Here is a 21,827-nt window from a genome sequence, read left to right as displayed (position 1 = left end):
CCCTTAAAAACAATGAAAAGAATAACAATAGGAGCTGCATTATTAACATCAATGTTAAGTTTTGCACAGGAAAAAAAAGACACCATCAAATCCAACGATATTGAAGAAGTAATTGTTAATGGAAGGTATTACCAAAAGTACAAACTAAACGAAGTTTCAGGTTCATTAAGAATTCAGACACCAATTCTTGAACTTCCTCAAAACGTACAATCAGTAAGTTCACAAGTTCTTTCTGATCAGATCACATTGAATATGTCTGAAGGAATTGTCCGTAATGTAAGTGGAGCAAGAAAAGTAGAACACTGGGATAACGTGTATTCCAATGTTTATATGAGAGGAGCCAGTATTGCCACGTTCATGAATGGAATGAATGTTTCTTCTACATGGGGTCCTATCAATCCTGATGCATCCATTATTGATAGAATAGAGTTTGTAAAAGGTCCTGCCGGATTTATGGGTTCTATGGGAGATCCTGCAGGGTTCTATAATGTAGTAACTAAAAAGCCAACAGGAAAATTTGCAAACAGTGTACGTTTCACTACGGGAAGCTATAATCTTTTCAGAGGTGAAGCAGATCTGGATGGAGTTCTTGTGAAAGACGGAGTTTTAGACTACCGAATTAACTTAATGGGAAGTTCCAACAAATCATGGGTCGAAAACGATAAAACAAGCAAAATCATTGTTGCTCCATCTATTACTTTCAGACCTACAAAGACAACTACATTTACAGCACAATACAATTATCAGTATTTAAAATTCAATCAGCCCGGAGCTTATCTGATGTCTAATGACGGATATGCTTCACTGAATGTACATACCAACTTTAATGATCCCAATTTCAAGCAAACTGAAGTTAAAGATCAAAGTTTATTCTTGAGCTTAGACCAGAAACTTTTCAAAGATTGGGTTTGGAGCACACAATATGCTTATATGGACTTGAACTATGACGGAGGCTCATGGTGGGGAACTTTTGACCCAGCTAATAAAAATATTTTAAATAGAACATTAAGCAACTGGCAGGCAAAAGGAAAAAACCACATTTTCCAGACCTATGTAAGAGGAACGCTTAATACTGGAAACATTGTTCATAAAATTATTGCTGGATTCGATTATGGAGATAGAAGATACGAAGCAGACTTTTCTTCCTATTCAAAAATTGTAGATGGTAAAGAAACCTTACAATTTCCTATTGATATTTATAATGTGAATTATGGAGTAGATCCTACCAGGCTACCTTCTTCTGACTTTTATACGTTAAACACCTCTGCTCCTTTTTATAATGATCAGGGAGTAAAATATACATCTTATTATGCTCAGGATCAGATTGAAATGTTTGATAATAAGTTAAGATTAACCTTAGCAGGAAGATATACAAGTGGAAAAACTTATTCTGCTTATCCTAACCTAAGCCCAGGCACTCCTATCGTACCCGATACAGCTGGTGAGTTTACACCAAGAGTTGGAATGAGCTATTCTATTAATGAAAACTTCTCTGCTTACGGAATTTATGATAAAACCTTTGTGCCACAATCCGCAACAGGGATTAATAATACAAAGATTACAGATCCTTTCAAAGGTCAAAATATTGAATTTGGTTTAAAAAAAGACTGGTTTGGCGGAAAATGGAACTCTACTTTCTCCGTATATGAAATCAGAAGGAAAAACATACTTGTGTCCGGACCTATAGCAGAAAATGGTGGAAATCCATTTCAGGTTGCTACCGGGGAGCAAAGAGCAAGAGGTTTTGAATCTGATATCAAAGGAGAAATTATCAAAGGGTTGAACATTATCATCAATTATGCTTATACTGATGCTAAAACAATTAAAGATAGTGAACCTGCCAACATTGGAATTCAGTCTCCGGGAAATGCCAAAAATGTTCAAAATACATGGATCAATTACAGATTTGAAAATGGTATGATGAAAGGTTTCGGAATCTCAGCAGGATATCAATATCAGGGTGGAAGACAGTCTTGGTATGGAGTAAATGCTAAAAAAGACCAAAGTCTTCCGGATTATTTTGACACCAACTTCGGAATTTCTTATGTTGCCAAAAAATTCGATGTTAATTTAATGCTGAACAATGTTCTTAACAGAGCACTTTACAGTGGATACAGAGGAGATCTTGGTGAATATGCGTGGATCTACAATGCGCCACGTAACTGGAGATTATCAATCGGATATAAATTCTAAAAAATAAAAGTTAGCCCTCTTGGGGGCTAACTTTTCGCTATGAGAAAAAAGCAACACCATAAAAAGAAAATTTCTCCAAAGAAGAAATGGTCTGCCAAACTGCATTTGTGGTTTGGTTTGTCAGTTGGTATCATTGTGTTCATAGTCTCTCTTACAGGGACTTTGTACGTTTTTAAAGATGAAGTACAAGATAGCCTTCGTAAAGAAGCCATCTATGTAAAACAGAATGAAATCAATAAAAAACCCTTATCCATCGAAATTCTTCGTGAAAAAGTAAGTCTGGAGCTTAACGAGAAATATCCTGTGAGCTCAGTTGAAATCCCTTTGGACAAAAGTAAATCCTATCGTTTTTTATACTATGATAAGAGTAAGAAAGGATGGAACTATTTTCAACAGGTTCTCATCAATAAACAGGTGTATGTCAACCAGTATACCGGAGAAATTCTTGCTGTTTACAATGAAAAGTATGATGTATTTAATATTCTGAAGTATATCCATTGGGGACTTTTACTGAATTCAGAATGGGGACCTTATGTAACGGGAATTCCAACGGTATTATTTATTATTATGCTGATCACCGGAATTATTCTATGGTGGCCGAAAAATAAAAATGCAAGAAAAGGAAGGTTCTGGTTCAACTGGGAAAATGTAAAAAACTGGAAACGCAAAAATTATGATCTTCATAATGTATTAGGGTTCTATGCCTCATTTATTGCCTTAATAATGAGTGTAACAGGGATTTACTTTGCCTATCCTTATGTAAAAAACACTTTTAATCTTACCTTATCCGGTTATTGGGAACCTCCAAAAGAAAAGGAAGTCAAATCCCCGGATTCTCTGATGGTAAAGAGAGATGCAGTTTTTGATATCGCAGCATTCCAGACAGAAAAACTATACGCAGGATCATCCAGTTTCAGAATTACTTTAAATGGAAAAAATAAAAAAGGAAAGGAGCTCAAAAACCTTCCGGTCACAGTATACGGCCAGGATGGAAGATTCAGTGAAAGAAACCTGCTTACTTTCGATAAATATTCAGGAAAACTACTAGCCAATAAACCTCATCACAAACTCAAAGCCGCAGAAAAATATGCGAATGCCAATTATGATGTCCACACCGGATCTTATTTCGGATTGTTTGGAAAAATCATCTGGTTTATCGCAGGACTTATCTGCACCTCACTCCCTGTTACCGGATTTTTGGTCTGGTGGGGAAAAAGAAAGAAACAAGGAAAGAAAATATAATGAAAAAAGCAATTTTATCAGCTGCCAGTCTGGGAACTATAATGGTTTTTGGCCAGGTAAAAGATACTTTACAAACCCAAAATGTGGATGAGGTTGTGATGACGGCTTCCAGAAAAAAGGAGAACATTAAAGAGGTTCCCAGTTCAATCACAGTAGTGGGAGAAAAGCAGATTCAGTCTCAATTGACGGTTAATTCTGATATTACAAGCATCCTGCAATACACCGTTCCCAGTTTAGGAACCAATTCCGGGCAGACTTCAAACACCGGACAGACCTTAAGAGGCCGTCAGGTATTAGTATTGATTGACGGAATTCCACAGTCTACTCCATTACGAAACGGTGCAAGAGATCTGAGATCCATAGATCCTTCAGCCATTGAAAGAGTGGAGGTTATTAAAGGAGCATCATCAATCTACGGAAATGGTGCTGACGGAGGGATTATCAATTATATCACAAAAAGAAATAAAACAGATCAAAAGATTTCCGGAATATCACAGATTGGTTTTACCGGACAACCTTACGGAGGAACATTAGGAGTAAGAGCCAGCCAGCTTTTATCCGGTAAGATGAACAGATTTGATTACACCCTTTCATTAGCATATGAAAGAACAGGCTATATGAAAGACGCTGACGGCGTTTTCCTAAGCCCTACTTACAGTACTGCGAAAATGGACAATTACAATGGTTTGTTGAAACTGGGCTATAACATTAATGATAATCAAAGAATTGAAGCATCTTATATTGGCTATTCCTCAAGATCAGATCTTAATCTGGGTCTAAGTACAGGAAAGTATGGTACGAAGCCTACGATTGGTGAAGGATTGGGAAAAGGATTGGAAACAACTCCTCAGGGAACACCAAAAAACCATAATATCAGGGTAAGTTATGATAATAAGAACCTGTTTGCAGGAACTGCATTAAACGTAAATCTTTATTATCAGGATTTTAAAACAGTTTACGGATACAGTGATACCTTTTTCAATGGTGGTCAGTCTAACGTTCTTTCTAAAAAAGCAGGTGCCCGATTCAATTTTGATACCCAGCTTTGGAATTCTGCGAATTCTCAGGGAGAAATCATCTATGGAGTGGATATTCTGAACGATCAAACCGTACAAAAACTGGAAGATGGCAGATTCTGGACTCCCAATATGAGCATGACCAATATCGCGCCTTTCTTATTGGCAAAAGTTGACCTGTTAAAAAAATTGACCATCAAGGCGGGACTTCGTTATGAAAACATCAAAGTGAATGTAGATGACTTTAATACCCTTTCTGTAATTAAAAGTGACGGAACATTTACCAAGAGTATTCCTGTGGAAGGAGGAAAACTTAACTATAATGCTTTAGTAGGAAATATTGGAATCCGTTACAATATTGAACCTTATATCAATCTTTTTGCAAGTTTTTCACAGGCCTACTCTATCAATGAATTGGGAAGAATCTTAAGAACCTCAACGTCAGAAACCATTAAAAGTCTTGAAACAAAACCCATTATTGTCAACAATTACGAACTGGGAGCCACAGGACAGCTTTCCAGCTGGCTTAATTATGAGTTGACTTCTTATGTAAGTACTTCAAAACTGGGAGCCTCATTCGTACAGAGTCCTGACAGAGCTCTGATGATCCAGAGGTCACCGGAAATAGTATATGGAGTGGAAGGATTTTTACACTTTACCCCAACAAAATGGATCCAGTTTGGTGGAAGCTACAGCTGGATGGAAGGAATTACCTCTGTAAAAGATGACGGAGATTATTCCACCAAGATCAACAACAGTAGAATCTCAGCACCTAAGGTGCTTGCCTACATTCAGGCAAAACCTGTTCCTGCATTATCTGTAGGGTTGGATATGCTTCATTCATTTACTCAAAACAGATTTACTCCAAATATCAAAACCGGATTATATTCTTATGGAGAAGGGTATGTCCCGGAATATACGGTTTTCAATTTCAAGTCAAGCTATGAAGTCAACCGCAACTGGAAGCTATCTTTAGGTATCGAGAACATATTCAATAAAAAATACCAACCTGCTATCGCGTGGTGGACAGCAAGAGACAGTGAATTCGTTAATGCGCTGGGGATGAGAGGAACTTTCATTATTGAATATAAATTTTAATTAATCTAAATAAAAAGTAAAGTTTATCTTTGCAGAACTTTAACGATTATATGAAGAAAAATCATCACCATAAGAAGAAACAACCTGGATTTTTTAAGAAATGGTCTGCTAAGCTCCATTTATGGTTTGGGCTCGTCATTGGATTTTTAATCTTTATTATCTCTATTACCGGAGCATTATATGTGTTTAAGGATGAGGTGGAAAACTACACCCGAAAGGATGTGATCTACCACAATGAACAGAATATTGATCAAAAACAGATTCTTCCCATCCGTGTTATGGAAAAGGCTGTTGCCGAGCAGGTAAAAGAAAAATACCCAATCCATTGGGTCAATATTCCTATGGATAAGAAAATGTCCTATATGTTCTTCTGGTATGAGCATAATACGGATGCCTGGAATTATTTTGATGAATTTCCGATCTATAAGCAGGCCTATGTAAACCCATACACGGGAAAAGTACTGAGAGTATATGATGAAAAGAACGGATTCTTCAATATTGTCAAAATGATCCACTGGAGCTACCTTCTGAAACAGGATTGGGGAACTTATGTAGTGGGAATACCTGTGATTATCTTTATCATTATGCTCATTACAGGAATCGTTTTATGGTGGCCTAAAAATAAAGCAGCAAGAAAACAACGTTTTTCTTTTAAATGGAAGAATATTAAAAGCTGGAAAAGAAAGAACTACGATCTTCATAACGTATTGGGCTTTTATGCTTCAATCTTTGCCCTTATCTTTTCGATTACCGGGTTGTTTTACGCATTCTTTGTAGTTCAGGCGATGATTTATGTGATATTTTCCGGAGGGGAAACCCAATATCCTGATTTCTCGCATATCAAAACAAAAGCTCCAATTGAACTAAGAACTGAAAATACTCTGGATAAAATTATCAATACAGTTAAAGAAAAATACCCTGAATCTTATGGTTTTGCTATCGATCTTGGACATGAGCATATGGATGATCATGAGCACCCTAATTTTGAGGTCTATGTAAAACACCTTACCTATTCATATCACAAAAGCAGCAGTCTTATTTTTGACGAAAACTCAGGAGAATTGCTGCATACTCATGATCCAAAAGATAAAAACTTTGGAGAAAAGGTAGTAGGCGCCAATTACGATATCCACGTAGGGGCTATTTTAGGGCTTCCTACAAAGATTATTGCTTTTATTGTAAGTCTTATCTGCGCTTCTCTTCCTGTAACAGGTTTTATGATCTGGTGGGGTCGAAGAAAGAAAAAACCGGTAAAAAAAGCTTAATCTTTTAAATAATACAAGGTTAATAAGCTATTAATACAATCTTTTTTATAATTTTAGCCCTTAGAATTTAATAATAGAAATGTCATTAATAGATTTATCAAAACAGGTTGCCCTTGGAGTTGACATCGGCGGAACCAATACCAAATTCGGAATTGTAAACCACCGTGGAGAAGTTCTGGATAAAGGAAACCTTAAAACCGATGCCTATGATAAAGTAGAAGATTTTATCGATGCTTTATATGAACATGTACGCCCTTTAATGGAAAAACATGGTGCTGAAAAGCACTTCGACGGAATTGGTGTAGGGGCTCCCAACGCCAACTATTATAAAGGAACAATAGAATTAGCACCCAATCTGCCATGGAAAGGAGTAATTCCTTTTGCTGAACTGATGACCGCAAAATTCAATTTGCCATGTACAGTAACCAATGATGCCAATGCAGCAGCTTTGGGGGAAATGCTTTTCGGGGCAGCACGCGGCATGAAGGATTTTATCATGATTACCCTGGGAACAGGAGTAGGAAGCGGAATTATCGCCAACGGAAATCTAATCTATGGCCATGACGGTTTTGCTGGAGAATTGGGACACACTATTGTAAAACCAGGCGGAAGAAAGCATTGGAGTACAGGATCTGAAGGAAGCCTGGAAGCTTATGCTTCAGCAACAGGAATTACCATCACGGCTAAGAAAATGAGAGCCGAATTCCCGGAATCTATGCTGAACCAATATCCTGAAGACGAGATCAATTCTAAAACCGTATATGAATGTGCGATGAAAGAAGACCCGATTGCTATTGAAGTTTTCAGATATACTGGGCAAAAGTTGGGGGAAGCGTTAGCCAATTTTGTGATGTTCTCTTCACCTCAAGCTATTTTGCTATTCGGTGGAGTGATCAAAGCCGGAGATTTTATCTTAAAGCCTGCTAAACTTCATATGGAAAGGAACCTTCTTCCGATCTTCAGAAATAAAGTAAAATTAGTATTCAGTGAACTGGATGAAGCCGATGCTGCTATTTTGGGAGCAAGTGCTTTGGTTTGGGAAAAATAACTAATACACTTATAATATTTAAAGCGATCTCAATGTGAGATCGCTTTTTTATTTTACAACGAATTCACGAATAAGTTTATTAATGCATTCGTTGCAAAAAAATAAATATTCTATACAGCCCAGCCATTCTCTTTATCATTAGCATTATCTATGAAAACAATTCATGAGATTCGTATCAAAATCCATGAAGTTTTTCTTACTTTTGATTAGCATTTTCCGTGGTCTTTAAGATTAAAAAAATGCCATTAAACAATAATAATTACCAAAAAATGGATAACAATAATTTAGAAACCATCGTTTTCGGTGGTGGATGCTTCTGGTGTGTAGAAAGTTGCTTCAACTTATTAAAAGGTGTTGAAGCTGCTATATCAGGGTATTCCGGTGGTCATAAAGAAAACCCAACCTACCAGGAAGTGTGTACCGGAGAAACAGGTCATGCAGAGGTAGTACAAATCACTTATAATCCATCCATAATTTCTTATGAACAACTTATGGATGTTTTCTTCTTCCTACACGATCCTACTCAGCTTAACAGACAGGGAAATGACATTGGAACACAATACCGTTCAGTTATTTATTATAAAGATGAGACTGAAAAACAAAAAGCAGAACAAGCCATCAAAGCATCTCAGGAATCAGGAAGATGGACAGGAACTTACGTAACTGAGCTGGCTCCATTTGAAAAATTCTGGCCTGCAGAACAATACCATCAAGGGTATTATAATGAAAACCCTACACAACCATATTGTAGTGCAGTGGTTGGACCTAAAATCCAGAAGTTTAAAAAATATTTTGGAGAGTTGGGGATGCTGAATGCAGAATAGAAATTAAAAACAACTATAACCATAAAACATGATTCAATTTATTTTAATGCTATTTGGCTTTGCATTTCCTAATAGCACAACCCATGTAGTAGTACCAAGTAATTCATTAATAATACAATCTTCAGCATCCGAATCAAGCGGATCAATAGAAGATACCGGAGGAGAAACTGGACAAACTCCACCTCCTCCAAAAAAATAAAGACTATACATAAAAGCGGAATATTCTCTATTCCGCTTTTTTATTGTTTAATACCCTGCATATTTCCCAATAATATATGCTGTAGAAGCTCTCAGCTCACGTCCAGTATCCGGATCTACTCCATCCATAGTAAAAAACTCAACATTCCCATTAAACTTTGAGTACCAAGTACTACCTAAGGCATTATCCACAGTAAGCGTATCTTTTCTTGTAATCCGTTTAAAATACTTTAGCTGAACGGTATCTTTAGGAATAAGACTTCGTTGAGGGTTTTTATCTTCACAATCCCCCAGCTTATATTCACTATCATCCCAAAACATACACTTTTTATCATCAAGAATACCTTGAGGGCGACCTTTTTCTCTTCCAAATGGATAATGATTTCCAATTAAAACACTTATAACAAGAAAAGCTCCAGCTATACCTAATCCATTTTGCTTTAAAACCTCTGGCATCGCAAGAATAGGTTTATTAATGATTGTTATTACAATTTTAGATATAGCCTGCTGAATAGTGTATTCCATTGTTCTCCATTCAGATCGATAATCTTTAAACGTTTCATATCCTAAATACCTACTTAAATTATCCAAAGTCGATGTTTTTATATTATAATCTTCATCATTTTCTACTATAGCTTTATAATAATTTTCAAAAGATTTATAACTAAGCGGTTCAAATTCGTCTTTCAAAGTTCGATCAAGATATTGAATAATTCCATTAAATGATGTCTCTGTGGCCTCATTTGAAGCTTTTTTATAAACATCTTCTAATAACTTTTTCTTTTCGGATAAAAATTTTGACATACTCATGGTTATTGTGTTGAAAATTATGAAGTCCTACTTCAAAAACATTACGGTTTTCCGTACATCTCTCCAAAAAAAATTTCCAAAAATTTTCCAGAATCTTTCTAACCCTTGCCCCCTTTTCCGTAGCATCTTTGCATCAGAGATCAGTGAAAAACAAAACATTACAAAAACAAATTTACAAAACTGATTTCAAAAATCACCAGATAAAACGGAGGGAAAACTCCGGGTTGGGAAGCAGATGTTTCTCCTCCGTTTTTGAAGGTTCACTTCCCAAAAAATTTAGAAGCGCTTCGAAATTTTAACTGTGTACTGCCTGAGACAAAATGTCTCGGGAGGAAGAAAAACAATTTCAAACGAAAAAATTTTTAAGGAATGATCCAGTTTTTTATGATGCTACTTTTAGCATTTACCAATAATGTCAATACAACACACTATAATGACAATCAAAAGTCAAATATCACAACTCTAAGCGCCAAAGAAGACCCTGAAACTGAAACGGGTGATGGACACGGAAACGGAGGTAATACAGGAGGCAATACAGGCCAACTTCCTCCTCCAGGCATGTAGGCTTAATAAATACGAAAGAACAGATTGTATAATCTGTTCTTTTTTTTTATTTTGGATACCACAAAGTAATCCATGAAAAAACTCTTTATCATATCTCTTGCTATTCTACTATTCTCATGTAGCGACAAACAGGCCGATACAGAAAATGGAATAGCCAAGACGTATTATGAAAAAGCTAAAACCGACACTACGGGCTCTTCATTCTATTATTTCAACTTGGCAAAGAATGCTTATCTGGCCACAAAAGACTCTGTGGGGGCGGCCAAAGCACTCGTAAACATGGCAATCCTTCAGGAAAGTAAAGGAGATTACTATGGAAGCATTGAAACCTCACTTGAAGCAGATCGATATCTGGGAAAAAAAGAAGATAGTATAAGCCGTCAAACGTTTGCTTCAAATTATAACAGCATGGCCATCTGTTCTTCCTATCTTTATGAATTTGAGGATTGCATCAGATATTATCAAAAAGCTCTTCAATATACATCTGCTAAGGAATACAGGTATATGATTTTAAATAACCTTGGGACAGCCCAAATAACCTTAAAAGATTATAAAGCAGCCATCAAAAACATACAGCTTGCATTGCCCACAACAGACAGTTTGAAGTATGCTATGGTCATTAATAATTTAGCAAGAGCAAAGAATTTCGATAATAAAAATTATAATCCTCTCTCAGAATTTTATAAAGCTCTTGAAATTAGAAAAAGAGCAAACAACAGTATCGGAGAAAATTCCAGTTATGCTACTTTATCCATCTTTTATCTTCATTCAGATAAAAAGAAAGCTCTTTATTTTGCTGAACAAATGCTCAATACTGCAAAGAAAAATAACAGTATTGAAGATCAGCTTCAGGCATTACAAAAAATAATCAGTCTTACACCCAACAATAATTTAGCCTATTTTGATGATTTTCAGAAACTAAATGACAGTGTCCAAATTTCACGAAACAAAGCAAAAAATCAATTTGCAACCATAAGGTATGATGTCGAAAAAAAGAATTTAGAAAATCAATCGTTAAAATTACAGAAAGCAGAAAAAGAAATTCAAATATTATGGCAGTATCTACTTTCAGCATTACTTATTGCACTATTAATTATTAGTATAGTTTTATATAAGAAAAGACAAAAAAAGCTTCAGCAAGAAAAAGAGATCGAAGTAAAAAATACAGAAATTAAATACTCAAAAAAGGTCCATGATAAAGTTGCCAATAAGGTGTATCATGTCATGTCAGAAGTTGAAAACACTGTAAATATTGACAAAAACGAGCTACTTGACAAATTAGAAAACATTTACCATATCTCCCGGGACATTTCTTATGAAGACCAGGATATTATTTTGGAAAAGGATTTTTCAAAACAGCTCTCTCAAATGCTCAAGTCTTATTCCTCTGACACTATTAAAGTTCCTATCATTGGAAATGAAGAAGGATTCTGGAATGGAGTATCAGGGAATACCAAAATTGAGATTTTCTATATTCTTCAGGAATTAATGACCAATATGAAAAAACACAGTAAAGCCGATCGTGTTATTATTGATTTTGAAAGAGAAAATAACCTTATCAATATTTCATATACAGATAACGGAGTAGGAATTCAGGAACATTCTCCTAAAAATGGTTTGAAAAATACGGAATCCCGTATAAATTCTATACACGGAACAATTAATTTTGAAACAAAAACAGAAAAGGGATTAAAGATAAATCTTTCATTTCCAGCCAAAAAATAAAAATATGTTTAAAAAAGTACTAATAGCCGAAGACTTTGAGAGTTTCAATATTTCCGTTCAAAAAATACTTGAAGAGTTAAAAATCCTTACAATGGAAACTGCCCACTACTGTGATGATGCTTGGTTGAAAATAAAAAAAGGGCTTAGAGATCAAAACCCATATGATCTACTTATTACAGATTTATCATTTGATTCTGATTATAGAGAACAGCATTTAACTACGGGAAGAGAGCTAATTGCTGCTGTTAAGTCTGAACAGCCTACAATTAAAACAATTGTCTTTTCAATAGAAAATAGACCTGAAATTGTAGATGTTCTTTTTAAGGAACAAAAAATAGATGGTTTTGTATCTAAAGGCAGAAATGATATTAAAGAGCTTAAAAAAGCAATAAAAGCAGTCTATAATAATGAAAAATATACTTCTGCAAAACTTAAGGAATCAATAAAAAATAAAAATTCTTATGATTTCACAAAGTTTGATAAAATTCTAGTCACATTGCTTTCCAAAGGTATGATTCAAAAAAATATCCCTGATTATTTGAAAGAAAATAATATCAAACCATCCAGTCTTAGCAGTGTTGAAAAATCTCTCAACAATCTTAAAGAATCACTAGATGTATCTAATAATGAGCAATTGATTGCTCATTGTAAAGATTGGGGAATTATATAACCTCGTATTAGTATTAGTATTAGTATTAGTATAAATAAGTAAACCTTCCGATAAACCGGAAGATTTTTGTTTTTACGGATTCCCGTAAGGATGGGATTTTAAAGGGTTATATTTTTGGAATGTTAAACCAACTAAAAATAAAATACATGAAAAAGTATTATGTAAACAAGAATGCACAAAGCAACGGTGATCATGAAGTTCATGATGAAAACTGTTATAGACTACCAACCCTTGATAATAGAAAATACCTAGGTACATTTTCTTCATGCAAAGAAGCTGTAAAAGAAGCAAAAAAAGACTATCCTCAATCAAATGGTTGTTATTATTGCTCTCAGGTCTGTCATACCAAATAACACCAAAAAAAAATTACCCCCATGGAAACCTCAAACCCAACCGAAACAACATTTTACAAAGATAGTTCTGTAATTGTTACACAATCAAGATTTGTAACCCAATCAAAAACATATGCAATGCGAAATATTTCTTCTGTTCATATTTTTGAAATTATTAAAAGTAAGACAAAAGCGATTCTAATGCTATTTGTAGGACTAGCATTTCTTTTGTCTAAAAATATTTTTTGGGTAGGAGTAATACTTTTAGGTTTAGGGGTTTGGTTAATTTTCTCTATTAAAAATGAATACGCTGTTCGAATAAGCACAAATGCAGGAGAAGCCAATAGCATCGTTTCAAAAGACAGAAATTATATTCAAAAAATTGTAAATGCTTTAAATGAAGCTATCATTCATCGAGGATAATAAACTAATTTAAAAAAAAACAAATACTATGAAAAAACTACTTTTTACAGGACTTCTAGGACTTGGATTATTATTCCCTGCCAATATTTCAGCATCTACAGTTAGTACAACTTCAACTAAAGAATTTTTCAAAAAGCCAGGAAAAGGAAAAACTAAAACCAGCAGAAAGAGTAAATCGTCTAGATCACGCTATACTCCTTCAAGTTCCTATTCAAGCTACTCTTCTCCAAGATCTTATTCTTCAAGTTCCAGAAGCCGGGGATGCACATACAATGGTAATCAATTGTACGTTGGCTCAAGAGGAGGCTGCTACTATTATTCAGGAAACAGTAAGCAATATGTAGATAGATCTTATTGTTCCGGATGCAATTAAAATACGAAGCTAATAACCATGAATTTTAAATAAAAAAACACTCAACATATAACCATTGAAAAAGGTATCTCATCTGAGATACCTTTCTTTATTTTATTTTCTAATCATTTCCGTATGCGGAATATCATCCTCCAGATACTTCTTTCCAGTATCCTCAAATCCGAAATCACCATAAAATCTCAACAGATAATCCTGCGCTGAAATTCTGATTTCAGAAGTATGAAAACGGTTTTCTATCGTATCAACAGCATATTTAATCAATAGCTTTCCTAAACTTTTTCCTCTGCCTTTCTCCGTTGTAAGAACCCTTCCAATAGAAGTTTCATCATATTTTATTCCTTTATCGAAAATACGGCAGTACGCCAATACATCCCCGTTTTCCTCCGCCCAGATATGAACCGCTTTCTGATCATAATTGTCCAAATCAGGATAAGGACAGTTTTGCTCAATAACAAAAACGTCTATACGAGCTTTCAATATGGCATACAATTCAGGAACTGTAAACTCATCAAAGGTTTTTATTTTCCAGAGAGTATTATTGCTCATCGAAGCTTACACTATTTTGAGTTAAAAAGTCATTCGTGGTGTCTATGAACTTCAGAATCTCATCACCACCTGTTTTCTTTTCAGCTGAAGTAATATATAATTCAGGAAGATCCTCCCATGTTTTATGCAATTCCGATTTATAATTTTCAAAGTTTTTAATAACCTCGCTTGGTTTTAACTTATCCGACTTGGTAAAAACGATTGAAAATGGCACCCCACTTTCTCCACACCATTGGATAAATTCCAGGTCAATCTTCTGAGGAGCGTGTCTTGAATCTACCAATACAAAAAGGTTTACAAGATTTCTTCTGTTCAGAATATAATTGGTAATCAGCTTCTCAAAATCCTTTCGAAGAGCCTTTGAAACCTTTGCATATCCATATCCCGGTAAATCTGTAAGATACCAGTTTTCATTAACTAGAAAATGATTAATCAGCTGGGTTTTTCCTGGAGTCTGTGATGTTTTAGCTAAATCTTTATGATTCATCATAGCGTTGATCAATGAAGACTTTCCTACATTGGACCTTCCAATAAAAGCATATTCAGGAAGATTTGGTTCAGGACAATCCTGCCATTTTCCACTACTTTTTACAAATGTTGCTGTCTTAATAACCATTTTGAAATATATTTTAGAAAAATAAACCATTAAGAAAAGCTCTTAATGGTCATTTATTATGTTTTTAAACTTTATCTTTTACCCAGTTGTATAGGATTTCATTGAACTCTTCTGGCTTTTCCATCATGGCAGCATGACCGCAATGATCTATCCAAAACAGGTCCGAATTAGGAATAAACTTATGCATATCCTCAGCCACTTCCGGAGGAGTTACATTGTCCTGTCTCCCCCAGATCAGACACGTAGGTGTTGTAATCTTAGGAAGGTCATTCAGCATATTGTGTTTGATGGCACTTCTGGCCAACATTACTGTTTTTATTCCCTTCATTCTGTCATTCACCACTGCAAAAACTTCATCTACAAGATCTTCAGTAGCAACTTTCGGGTCATAAAAAACCTCTTCTGTTTTCTTTCTGATATAAGATCTGTCATTCTTTCTTGGAAAACTGTCACCAAAAGTTCTTTCATACAATCCTGAGCTCCCGGTAAGAACTAAATTTTTTACCAGATCAGGTCTTGCCAAAGTCAAAATAAGCCCAACATGTCCTCCCATTGAGTTTCCAACAATGGTAACAGGTCCTGAAATATGACTTTCTATAAACTTGATGATATATTTCGCGATAGTGGTAAGATTCGTATTGAGTACTGGCAAATCATAGATGGGCAACTGAGGAACATATACCTTGAATCCTCTGTCCGAAAAAAAATCTACCATTTTATCGAAATTACTCAAACCACCCATTAACCCGTGCAGCAGCACTAATGGATGTCCTTCCCCAGCCTCTACATAGGAATATTTCTTTTCTTTTTTTGTACTAAATATCATATAATGCCTTAATAAAGCCTTGCAAAAATACAAATTAAACCTCAAAAATATTTTGATTATCCTAATTTAAGATAAAAATAATACAATATTCCCCTTTTTAACTTTTTTTTTCAAAACCGCTTTATTATGGCTTGAATAACAGTTTTAACAACCTTCTACATATCAACCAATTACATTCTTAGAGCTCAATCTTTAATAAAACTTATTAACATTGAGTCAAAAAGTGGGAAAAAGTGGGAAATTTTGGAAATTATTATATAAATTTGTCCCAAATGAAAAATTTCATTGGGACATATGAGTGTAAAATTGACGACAAAGGCCGCTTAAAAGTTCCTTCATCTTTAATCAAACAGATGGAAAACTTCGAAGACAAGGCATTTGTAGTCAAAAGATCTGTGTTCCAACCTTGTCTGGAAGTCTATCCAATGAATGCGTGGGATAAACTGATGGGCAAAATTAATAAACTGAACAGATTCATAAAAAAGAATGCTGATTTCATACGAATGTTTACGGCAGGAGTAAAAACAGTAGAATTGGATAATGCCGGAAGATTACAGATTTCCAAAGACCTGATGACTTTTTCAAATCTTCAGAAGGAAGTAGTAATCACCAGCGCGGGAGAACTTTTCGAAATTTGGGATAAAGAAGCCTACGAACAGGTAATCTCCACCAATGAAACTGATTTTGCCAGCCTTGCCGAAGATGTAATGGGCTCTTTTGACGAAGAATAACTGTAGAAGTTATTAAAGATTTTATTTAATAAAAAACACAATTAAGCATGTATCATAACCCCGTTTTGTTGAAGCAGAGTGTAGATGATTTGGTGACGAATCCTGACGGAATCTATGTGGACTGCACCTTTGGAGGTGGTGGCCACTCAAGAGAGATTTTGAGCAGACTTTCTGACAAAGGAAAACTGTTCAGCTTCGATCAGGATCTGGATGCGCTTAAAAATACAATTGATGATCCCAGATTTACATTAGTTAATCAGAATTTCAGATTTCTGGAAAACTCTTTATTAATGTATGGCATTCCTCAGGTTGATGGTGTTTTGGCTGATTTGGGAGTTTCTTCTCATCAGTTTGACGAAGCAGACAGAGGATTTTCTACAAGAAGCAATGCTCCTTTAGACATGCGAATGAACGTCATGCAGAGTCTTGACGCTAAAAGAGTAATCAATGAATACGGCGAGGAAGAACTTGCAGATATTTTTTATTACTATGGAGAATTAAGAGAAGCAAGAAAGCTGGCAAGGGAAATTGTTCATCATAGAAAAACAAAAAGTATAAATACCACAGAGGATTTGAAAAAGCTTTTCAGCTACATTCCCCCTCATAAGGTAAATAAATTCTATGCTCAGCTATTTCAGGCAGTAAGAATAGAGGTAAATCAGGAACTTGAAGTATTGAAAGAAATGCTGGTACAGGCTTTCAATGTTTTAAAACCAGAAGGAAGATTAGTCGTAATATCTTACCATTCTTTAGAAGACCGATTGGTAAAAAGATTCCTGAAAAATGGAATGTTCGAAGGAGAACCGGAAAGAGATATCTACGGAAATTATAAAAAGGCATTCGAATTGATGAAGAGTAAAGCAATCATTCCTGACAATAAGGAGATTGAAGAAAACTCAAGAGCAAGAAGTGCTAAAATGAGAACAGGAATTAAAGTGTAAAAGTGAACCAGTAGATTATCTAAAGTGAATTTTTAAAAATAAGATTGACAATTGATAACAAGGTAAGTTCGCAGAAAGCAAATTGATTGAATTAAAGTGGCAAAAAGAACAACAAATCGCCCCCAGAAAAGACTCACTTTTATAGACATTATAAAAGGAAACTTTCTGAATCGTGATGAGATCAAAATACATTACAGGTATTTTCTCTTGTTGTTTATCCTGATGATGGCTATGATTTACAGTAACCATCTCGTCAATAAAAAAATTAAAATTGTAAACGCCTTAAAGGAAGAAACAGAAGAATATAAATCGAGAAACGCTTACGCCCAGAGTAAGCTAATCAAGGTGAAAATGGAATCAGAGCTGGGGAAAGAGGTTGCACGAGACTCATTAATGACCTTAGAAAACCATCCTCATAAATTGCTAATAAAACTGGACAGTACAGATGCAAAAGCAAAATGAATACGACAACAAACGTAAAAAAACGTTACGATGGGGCTACCTCTTTGCAGTGGTAGCTTTGTGCGTGTTTGTAATGTTCTTGGCAAGGATTGTCATCCTTCAGAATACCAATGTCCAGGAAATTAAAGATGATTACATTAACAAAAACTATCGCGAAGCTACTTTAAAAGCTGCCCGCGGTAATTTATTCGCTTCCGATGGCTCTATTTTGGCCACAACCGTAATGCGATATGACATCTATCTTGACTTCAAAACGATGAAAGATACGATTTACAGCAACAACATCGGAGCTTTAACGGATTCTCTGAGCAAAATGTTCGGAAAATCCAGAGGAGAGTTCAGACAAAAATTTGACGAACAGAAGAAAAAGAAAAATCAATATTATACCCTGGTCAAAGGGCTTGATTTTGATCAGTACGATAGAATCAGAAACTTCCCGATCTTCAAAAGAGGTAAAAACAAAGGTGGTTTCATTGTAGACAGAAACTACAAAAGAGAGCTTGCCACTTCTGAAATCGGAGCCGGAACTATCGGTATGGATAACGGAGAACTTAAGTCCGGATTAGAAGGAGCTTTTTCAAAACATTTAACAGGAACTGACGGAAAAAGATTAGAACAAAGAATAAACTCTTCCCAGTGGAAACCTATTGACTTCTGGAAAGTTCAGGAACCTATCGACGGAGAAGATGTTTATACAACCTTAGACCTTAGAATTCAAGACATTGCACACTCTGCATTAGAGAAACAACTGGTCCATTATGAAGCCAAACACGGAACCGTAATTGTAATGGAAGTGGAAACCGGAAAAGTACGTGCTTTGGTTAACTTAAGAAGAACAGAATCAGGAGAATACGAAGACTCTTACAACTATGCGTTAAAAGATAATATCGAGCCAGGATCCACCTTCAAAACCATTTCGCTGCTAGCAGCAATGGATGATGGATTCATCGATGAAAACACAACGGTAAATGTAGGAAATGGAGTTTGGACGTATGCCAAGCAAAGAATTTCTGATGGTCACGGCGGAGGAACTTATGATATCAGTGATGTATTAGCAAAATCCAGTAACGTAGGAACAGCAAAACTCATCACAAAGTTTTATGCTGAAAAACCACAAATTTTCCTTGATCACCTGAAACGTTGGAAATTATTCGACAAAATGGACATCGAACTTCCGGGAATCACAAAACCGAAGATCGTAACCCCGGAAAATAAAAGATGGAATGCGGCAACACTAGCCTCTATCTCTTACGGATACTCTTCAAACATCAACCTGTTACAGCTGACAAGCTTCTATAATGGAGTTGCCAACGGAGGTAAAATGCTTAAACCACTGTTCATCGATAAGATCATGAAAGACGGAAAGGTAATGTACAGCGCAAAGCCTGAAGTTATGGTAAATAAAATGGCATCCGAAAAGGCCATCAAAATGATGACCAGCGCATTAACTAAGGCTGTAGAAAAAGGAACAGGACGAAGCATCTTCACTCCCAACCTGAAAATGGCAGGAAAAACAGGAACCGCAAGATTTGAATACTGGCTTCCTGGCCCAATGAAATATCGCGCATCATTTGCAGGATTCTATCCGGCTGATGCTCCAAAATATACATGTTATGTGATGGTAAGCGAACCCAATACATCAATTGGGTTTTATGGAGGACCAGTAGCAGCACCGGTGTTTAAAGAAATCGCAGGAAAAACCTTCCTGAAAACACCACAAAACATTGAAAAAGAAATGCTCGTGGACAAAAAGGTAAACCTGAGTAAAATGGTGGAACCTAATGTAAAAGTAGCAGTCAATGATAAGCAAATGCCTAATGTAGTAGGATTGATCGGTAAAAACGTCATCCCACAATTGGAAAATTTAGGATACCGTGTCGATTTTAAAGGAGTTGGACGAATAAAAGAACAATTCCCATTAGAAGGCACAACCATTAGTAAGAACCAGAGAATATATTTATCTCTACAGAATTAAAAAACAGAGTCCCAACTGGACGACTTAAGCCCAAATAGGATAAAGTCCTATTGATATAAAATGATAATAACAGAATTAGTAAACAGAATCCCAGTAATAGAAATCCACGGTGATAACAACCGTGAAGTATCCGAACTGGTGTTCGACAGCAGAAAGGTTACAGAAAACGCTCTTTACATCGCTATGAGAGGAACAGTTGTGGATGGACATTCATTCATTGCATCTTCTATTGAGAAAGGAGCAACAACGATTGTTTGTGAAGAATTTCCTGAAACACTGGCAGAAAACGTAACCTATATCAAGGTTAAAGATTCTGCTAAAGCTTTAGGTCACCTTGCTTCGAACTTCTACGGAAATCCATCCAGAAAACTGAAACTGATAGGAGTTACAGGAACAAACGGGAAAACCTCTGTTTCTACCCTGCTTTTTGATATTTTCAGAAATTTAGGATATGATTCTGCTTTATTATCAACCGTTGAAATCAGAATCGGGGAAGAAATTATTCCAGCGACTCATACCACTCCGGATGTTATTACCATCAACAAAATCTTAGCTGAAGCAGTTGAGAAAGGATGTGAATTTGCTTTCATGGAAGTAAGTTCTCACGGAATTGCTCAAAACAGAATCGAGGGACTACACTTTAAAATAGCCGGGTTTACAAACATTACCCATGATCATTTAGATTATCACAAAACATTTGAAGAATATTTAAAAACAAAGAAAAGATTCTTTGATGAATTAGAAGATACAGCCATTGCCATCACCAATGTAGATGACAAAAATGGGAATGTCATGCTTCAGAATACAAAGGCTAAAAAGAAGTCTTATGCTTTGAAAACAATGGCAGACTATCACGGAAAACTATTGGAAGTGGATTTCAACGGAATGTTGCTAAACTTCAACGGAAAAGAATTCTGGACAACGCTGACGGGTAAATTCAACGTATACAATCTATTGCTTGTATTTGGAATTGCAGAAGAACTTGGTTTTGAACAGGACGAAATCCTACAAGCTATCAGCAAGCTAAAAAGAGTTTCCGGAAGATTTGAAACCCTAAAATCAGATGGTGGGATTTTCTTTATCGTAGACTATGCACACACTCCGGATGCTTTAGAAAACATTCTGGACAGTATCAACGATATCAGAACCAAAAATGAAAGATTAATCACCGTTTTCGGTTGCGGAGGAGACAGAGATCACTCCAAAAGACCTGAAATGGGAAATATTGCCACTAAGAAATCAACATTGGCAATCATCACTTCAGATAACCCTAGAACAGAAGATCCGGGACAAATTATCAAGGAAATTGAAGCAGGTGTTGAGCCTCAGAACTTCAGCAAATACACTTCAATTCCAGACAGAAAAGAAGCCATAAAAATGGCCATAAAGTTTGCAGAACCTAAAGATATCATTCTCGTAGCCGGAAAAGGTCACGAAAATTATCAAGAGATAAATGGTGTGAAACATCATTTTGATGACAAAGAAGTAATTAATGAACTTTGGAAATTAATGTCCAAGTAAATTGAAAGATTGAATTCATTGAAAGATTTAATAATTTGATAATGACAAAGAATTTTGAAAATTTCCCAGTATATATCAAAAGTTTATTCATTTCTTCAAAGTCAAAGTTTTGAAAAAGAATTTGAATTTAATAACCAGATAAAAAGAGCGAGTTTTTCAATTAGCAACAATATTGCAGAAGGCTCGGAATATAACAATAACAGACAATTTATTAGATATTTAAAAATTGCAAAAGGCAGCTGTGCTGAAGTAAGAAGCATGCTGATTGTAAGTAAAAGATTAAAATTAGGTAACGAAAATAAAGCAGAAGAAATCATTACCCTTTCGAGAGAGATTTCTTCAAACATATCAAACTTTATTAAGTATTTAAGTGAAAATATTGAGAAACCCAATCTTTAAATCTTTAAATAAATTAAATTTTTAAATAA

The 21,827-nt window shown here is 35.4% G+C and carries 23 protein-coding genes; 18 read left to right on the top strand and 5 right to left on the bottom strand.

Going from position 1 to position 21,827, the window contains the following annotated elements; translation table 11 throughout:
• Positions 1-12: 12 nt before the first annotated feature.
• From EG344_RS11955 to msrA, 6 genes are all read left to right on the top strand, one after another.
• Positions 13-2,193: a TonB-dependent siderophore receptor gene (locus EG344_RS11955; RefSeq protein WP_123909624.1), complete on the top strand. Its 2,181-nt coding sequence runs from the start codon at positions 13-15 to the stop codon at positions 2,191-2,193.
• Positions 2,194-2,232: 39 nt separating this feature from the next.
• Complete coding sequence (locus EG344_RS11950; RefSeq protein ID WP_123909623.1) at positions 2,233-3,435, top strand: PepSY-associated TM helix domain-containing protein; 1,203 nt, start codon at positions 2,233-2,235, stop codon at positions 3,433-3,435.
• Positions 3,435-5,549 (top strand): TonB-dependent receptor, encoded by a 2,115-nt coding sequence (locus tag EG344_RS11945; RefSeq protein WP_123909622.1) that lies wholly within the window; start codon positions 3,435-3,437, stop codon positions 5,547-5,549. Before EG344_RS11950 ends, EG344_RS11945 begins: the two co-directional genes overlap by 1 nt.
• Before the next feature lie 50 nt (positions 5,550-5,599).
• Positions 5,600-6,814: a PepSY-associated TM helix domain-containing protein gene (locus tag EG344_RS11940; RefSeq protein WP_123858303.1), complete on the top strand. Its 1,215-nt coding sequence runs from the start codon at positions 5,600-5,602 to the stop codon at positions 6,812-6,814.
• A gap of 79 nt (positions 6,815-6,893) precedes the next feature.
• Positions 6,894-7,862 carry an ROK family protein gene (locus EG344_RS11935; RefSeq protein WP_123858304.1) on the top strand — a complete coding sequence of 323 codons (969 nt, stop codon included), beginning with the start codon at positions 6,894-6,896 and terminating at the stop codon, positions 7,860-7,862.
• 269 nt (positions 7,863-8,131) lie between these two features.
• Entirely contained in the window at positions 8,132-8,686 is a 555-nt protein-coding gene (gene msrA / locus EG344_RS11930; RefSeq protein WP_123909621.1) for a peptide-methionine (S)-S-oxide reductase MsrA, read from the top strand.
• Between the two features lie 33 nt (positions 8,687-8,719).
• Here msrA and EG344_RS23925 read toward each other — a convergent pair whose 3' ends face one another.
• Both EG344_RS23925 and EG344_RS11925 read right to left on the bottom strand, forming a co-directional pair.
• Entirely contained in the window at positions 8,720-8,896 is a 177-nt protein-coding gene (locus EG344_RS23925; RefSeq protein WP_164464426.1) for a hypothetical protein, read from the bottom strand.
• A 36-nt stretch (positions 8,897-8,932) separates the two neighbouring features.
• Entirely contained in the window at positions 8,933-9,688 is a 756-nt protein-coding gene (locus EG344_RS11925; protein ID WP_123909620.1) for a hypothetical protein, read from the bottom strand.
• Between the two features lie 375 nt (positions 9,689-10,063).
• On the opposite strand from EG344_RS11925, the gene EG344_RS11920 reads away from it, so the two are divergent.
• The 6 genes from EG344_RS11920 (at position 10,064) to EG344_RS11895 (ending at position 13,781) form a co-directional block, all read left to right on the top strand.
• The gene (locus EG344_RS11920; RefSeq protein ID WP_123909619.1) at positions 10,064-10,258 is read left to right on the top strand and encodes a hypothetical protein; all 195 of its coding nucleotides are present in this window, start codon (positions 10,064-10,066) and stop codon (positions 10,256-10,258) included.
• 72 nt (positions 10,259-10,330) lie between these two features.
• Positions 10,331-11,983 carry an ATP-binding protein gene (locus EG344_RS11915; protein ID WP_123909618.1) on the top strand — a complete coding sequence of 551 codons (1,653 nt, stop codon included), beginning with the start codon at positions 10,331-10,333 and terminating at the stop codon, positions 11,981-11,983.
• Positions 11,984-11,987: 4 nt separating this feature from the next.
• A complete protein-coding gene (locus EG344_RS11910) occupies positions 11,988-12,653 on the top strand; it encodes a response regulator (RefSeq protein ID WP_123909617.1) in 666 nt (221 codons plus the stop codon).
• Positions 12,654-12,799: 146 nt separating this feature from the next.
• Positions 12,800-13,006 (top strand): hypothetical protein, encoded by a 207-nt coding sequence (locus tag EG344_RS11905; protein WP_123909616.1) that lies wholly within the window; start codon positions 12,800-12,802, stop codon positions 13,004-13,006.
• 21 nt (positions 13,007-13,027) lie between these two features.
• A complete protein-coding gene (locus EG344_RS11900; protein WP_123909615.1) occupies positions 13,028-13,408 on the top strand; it encodes a DUF6232 family protein in 381 nt (126 codons plus the stop codon).
• A gap of 28 nt (positions 13,409-13,436) precedes the next feature.
• Positions 13,437-13,781 carry a hypothetical protein gene (locus EG344_RS11895; RefSeq protein ID WP_123909614.1) on the top strand — a complete coding sequence of 115 codons (345 nt, stop codon included), beginning with the start codon at positions 13,437-13,439 and terminating at the stop codon, positions 13,779-13,781.
• A gap of 93 nt (positions 13,782-13,874) precedes the next feature.
• On the opposite strand, the gene EG344_RS11890 is transcribed toward EG344_RS11895, so the two are convergent.
• From EG344_RS11890 to EG344_RS11880, 3 genes are all read right to left on the bottom strand, one after another.
• Entirely contained in the window at positions 13,875-14,327 is a 453-nt protein-coding gene (locus EG344_RS11890) for a GNAT family N-acetyltransferase (protein WP_123909613.1), read from the bottom strand.
• Positions 14,317-14,943: a ribosome biogenesis GTP-binding protein YihA/YsxC gene (gene yihA, locus EG344_RS11885; RefSeq protein WP_123909612.1), complete on the bottom strand. Its 627-nt coding sequence runs from the start codon at positions 14,941-14,943 to the stop codon at positions 14,317-14,319. The genes EG344_RS11890 and yihA overlap by 11 nt, the downstream gene beginning before the upstream one ends.
• A gap of 64 nt (positions 14,944-15,007) precedes the next feature.
• Positions 15,008-15,769: an alpha/beta fold hydrolase gene (locus tag EG344_RS11880; RefSeq protein WP_123909611.1), complete on the bottom strand. Its 762-nt coding sequence runs from the start codon at positions 15,767-15,769 to the stop codon at positions 15,008-15,010.
• Positions 15,770-16,041: 272 nt separating this feature from the next.
• Here EG344_RS11880 and mraZ point away from each other — a divergent pair, with 272 nt between their 5' ends.
• The 6 genes from mraZ to EG344_RS11850 all read left to right on the top strand — a co-directional run bounded on the left by mraZ (position 16,042) and on the right by EG344_RS11850 (position 21,798).
• Positions 16,042-16,500 (top strand): division/cell wall cluster transcriptional repressor MraZ, encoded by a 459-nt coding sequence (gene mraZ / locus EG344_RS11875; protein ID WP_123909610.1) that lies wholly within the window; start codon positions 16,042-16,044, stop codon positions 16,498-16,500.
• Between the two features lie 47 nt (positions 16,501-16,547).
• Positions 16,548-17,441, top strand: coding sequence for a 16S rRNA (cytosine(1402)-N(4))-methyltransferase RsmH (gene rsmH / locus EG344_RS11870; protein ID WP_123909609.1), 894 nt, complete (start codon positions 16,548-16,550; stop codon positions 17,439-17,441).
• A 96-nt stretch (positions 17,442-17,537) separates the two neighbouring features.
• A complete protein-coding gene (locus tag EG344_RS11865) occupies positions 17,538-17,903 on the top strand; it encodes an FtsL-like putative cell division protein (protein ID WP_123858318.1) in 366 nt (121 codons plus the stop codon).
• Positions 17,887-19,878 (top strand): penicillin-binding transpeptidase domain-containing protein, encoded by a 1,992-nt coding sequence (locus EG344_RS11860; RefSeq protein ID WP_123909608.1) that lies wholly within the window; start codon positions 17,887-17,889, stop codon positions 19,876-19,878. The genes EG344_RS11865 and EG344_RS11860 overlap by 17 nt, the downstream gene beginning before the upstream one ends.
• Positions 19,879-19,938: 60 nt before the next feature.
• Positions 19,939-21,399: a UDP-N-acetylmuramoyl-L-alanyl-D-glutamate--2,6-diaminopimelate ligase gene (locus EG344_RS11855; protein ID WP_123909607.1), complete on the top strand. Its 1,461-nt coding sequence runs from the start codon at positions 19,939-19,941 to the stop codon at positions 21,397-21,399.
• A gap of 54 nt (positions 21,400-21,453) precedes the next feature.
• Positions 21,454-21,798 carry a four helix bundle protein gene (locus EG344_RS11850; protein WP_228412919.1) on the top strand — a complete coding sequence of 115 codons (345 nt, stop codon included), beginning with the start codon at positions 21,454-21,456 and terminating at the stop codon, positions 21,796-21,798.
• Positions 21,799-21,827 lie beyond the last annotated feature (29 nt).

This window comes from Chryseobacterium sp. G0162 (assembly GCF_003815715.1).
In the GTDB taxonomy this organism is placed as follows: Bacteria; Bacteroidota; Bacteroidia; order Flavobacteriales; family Weeksellaceae; genus Chryseobacterium.
This window is presented reverse-complemented; position numbering and strand designations above follow the sequence as displayed.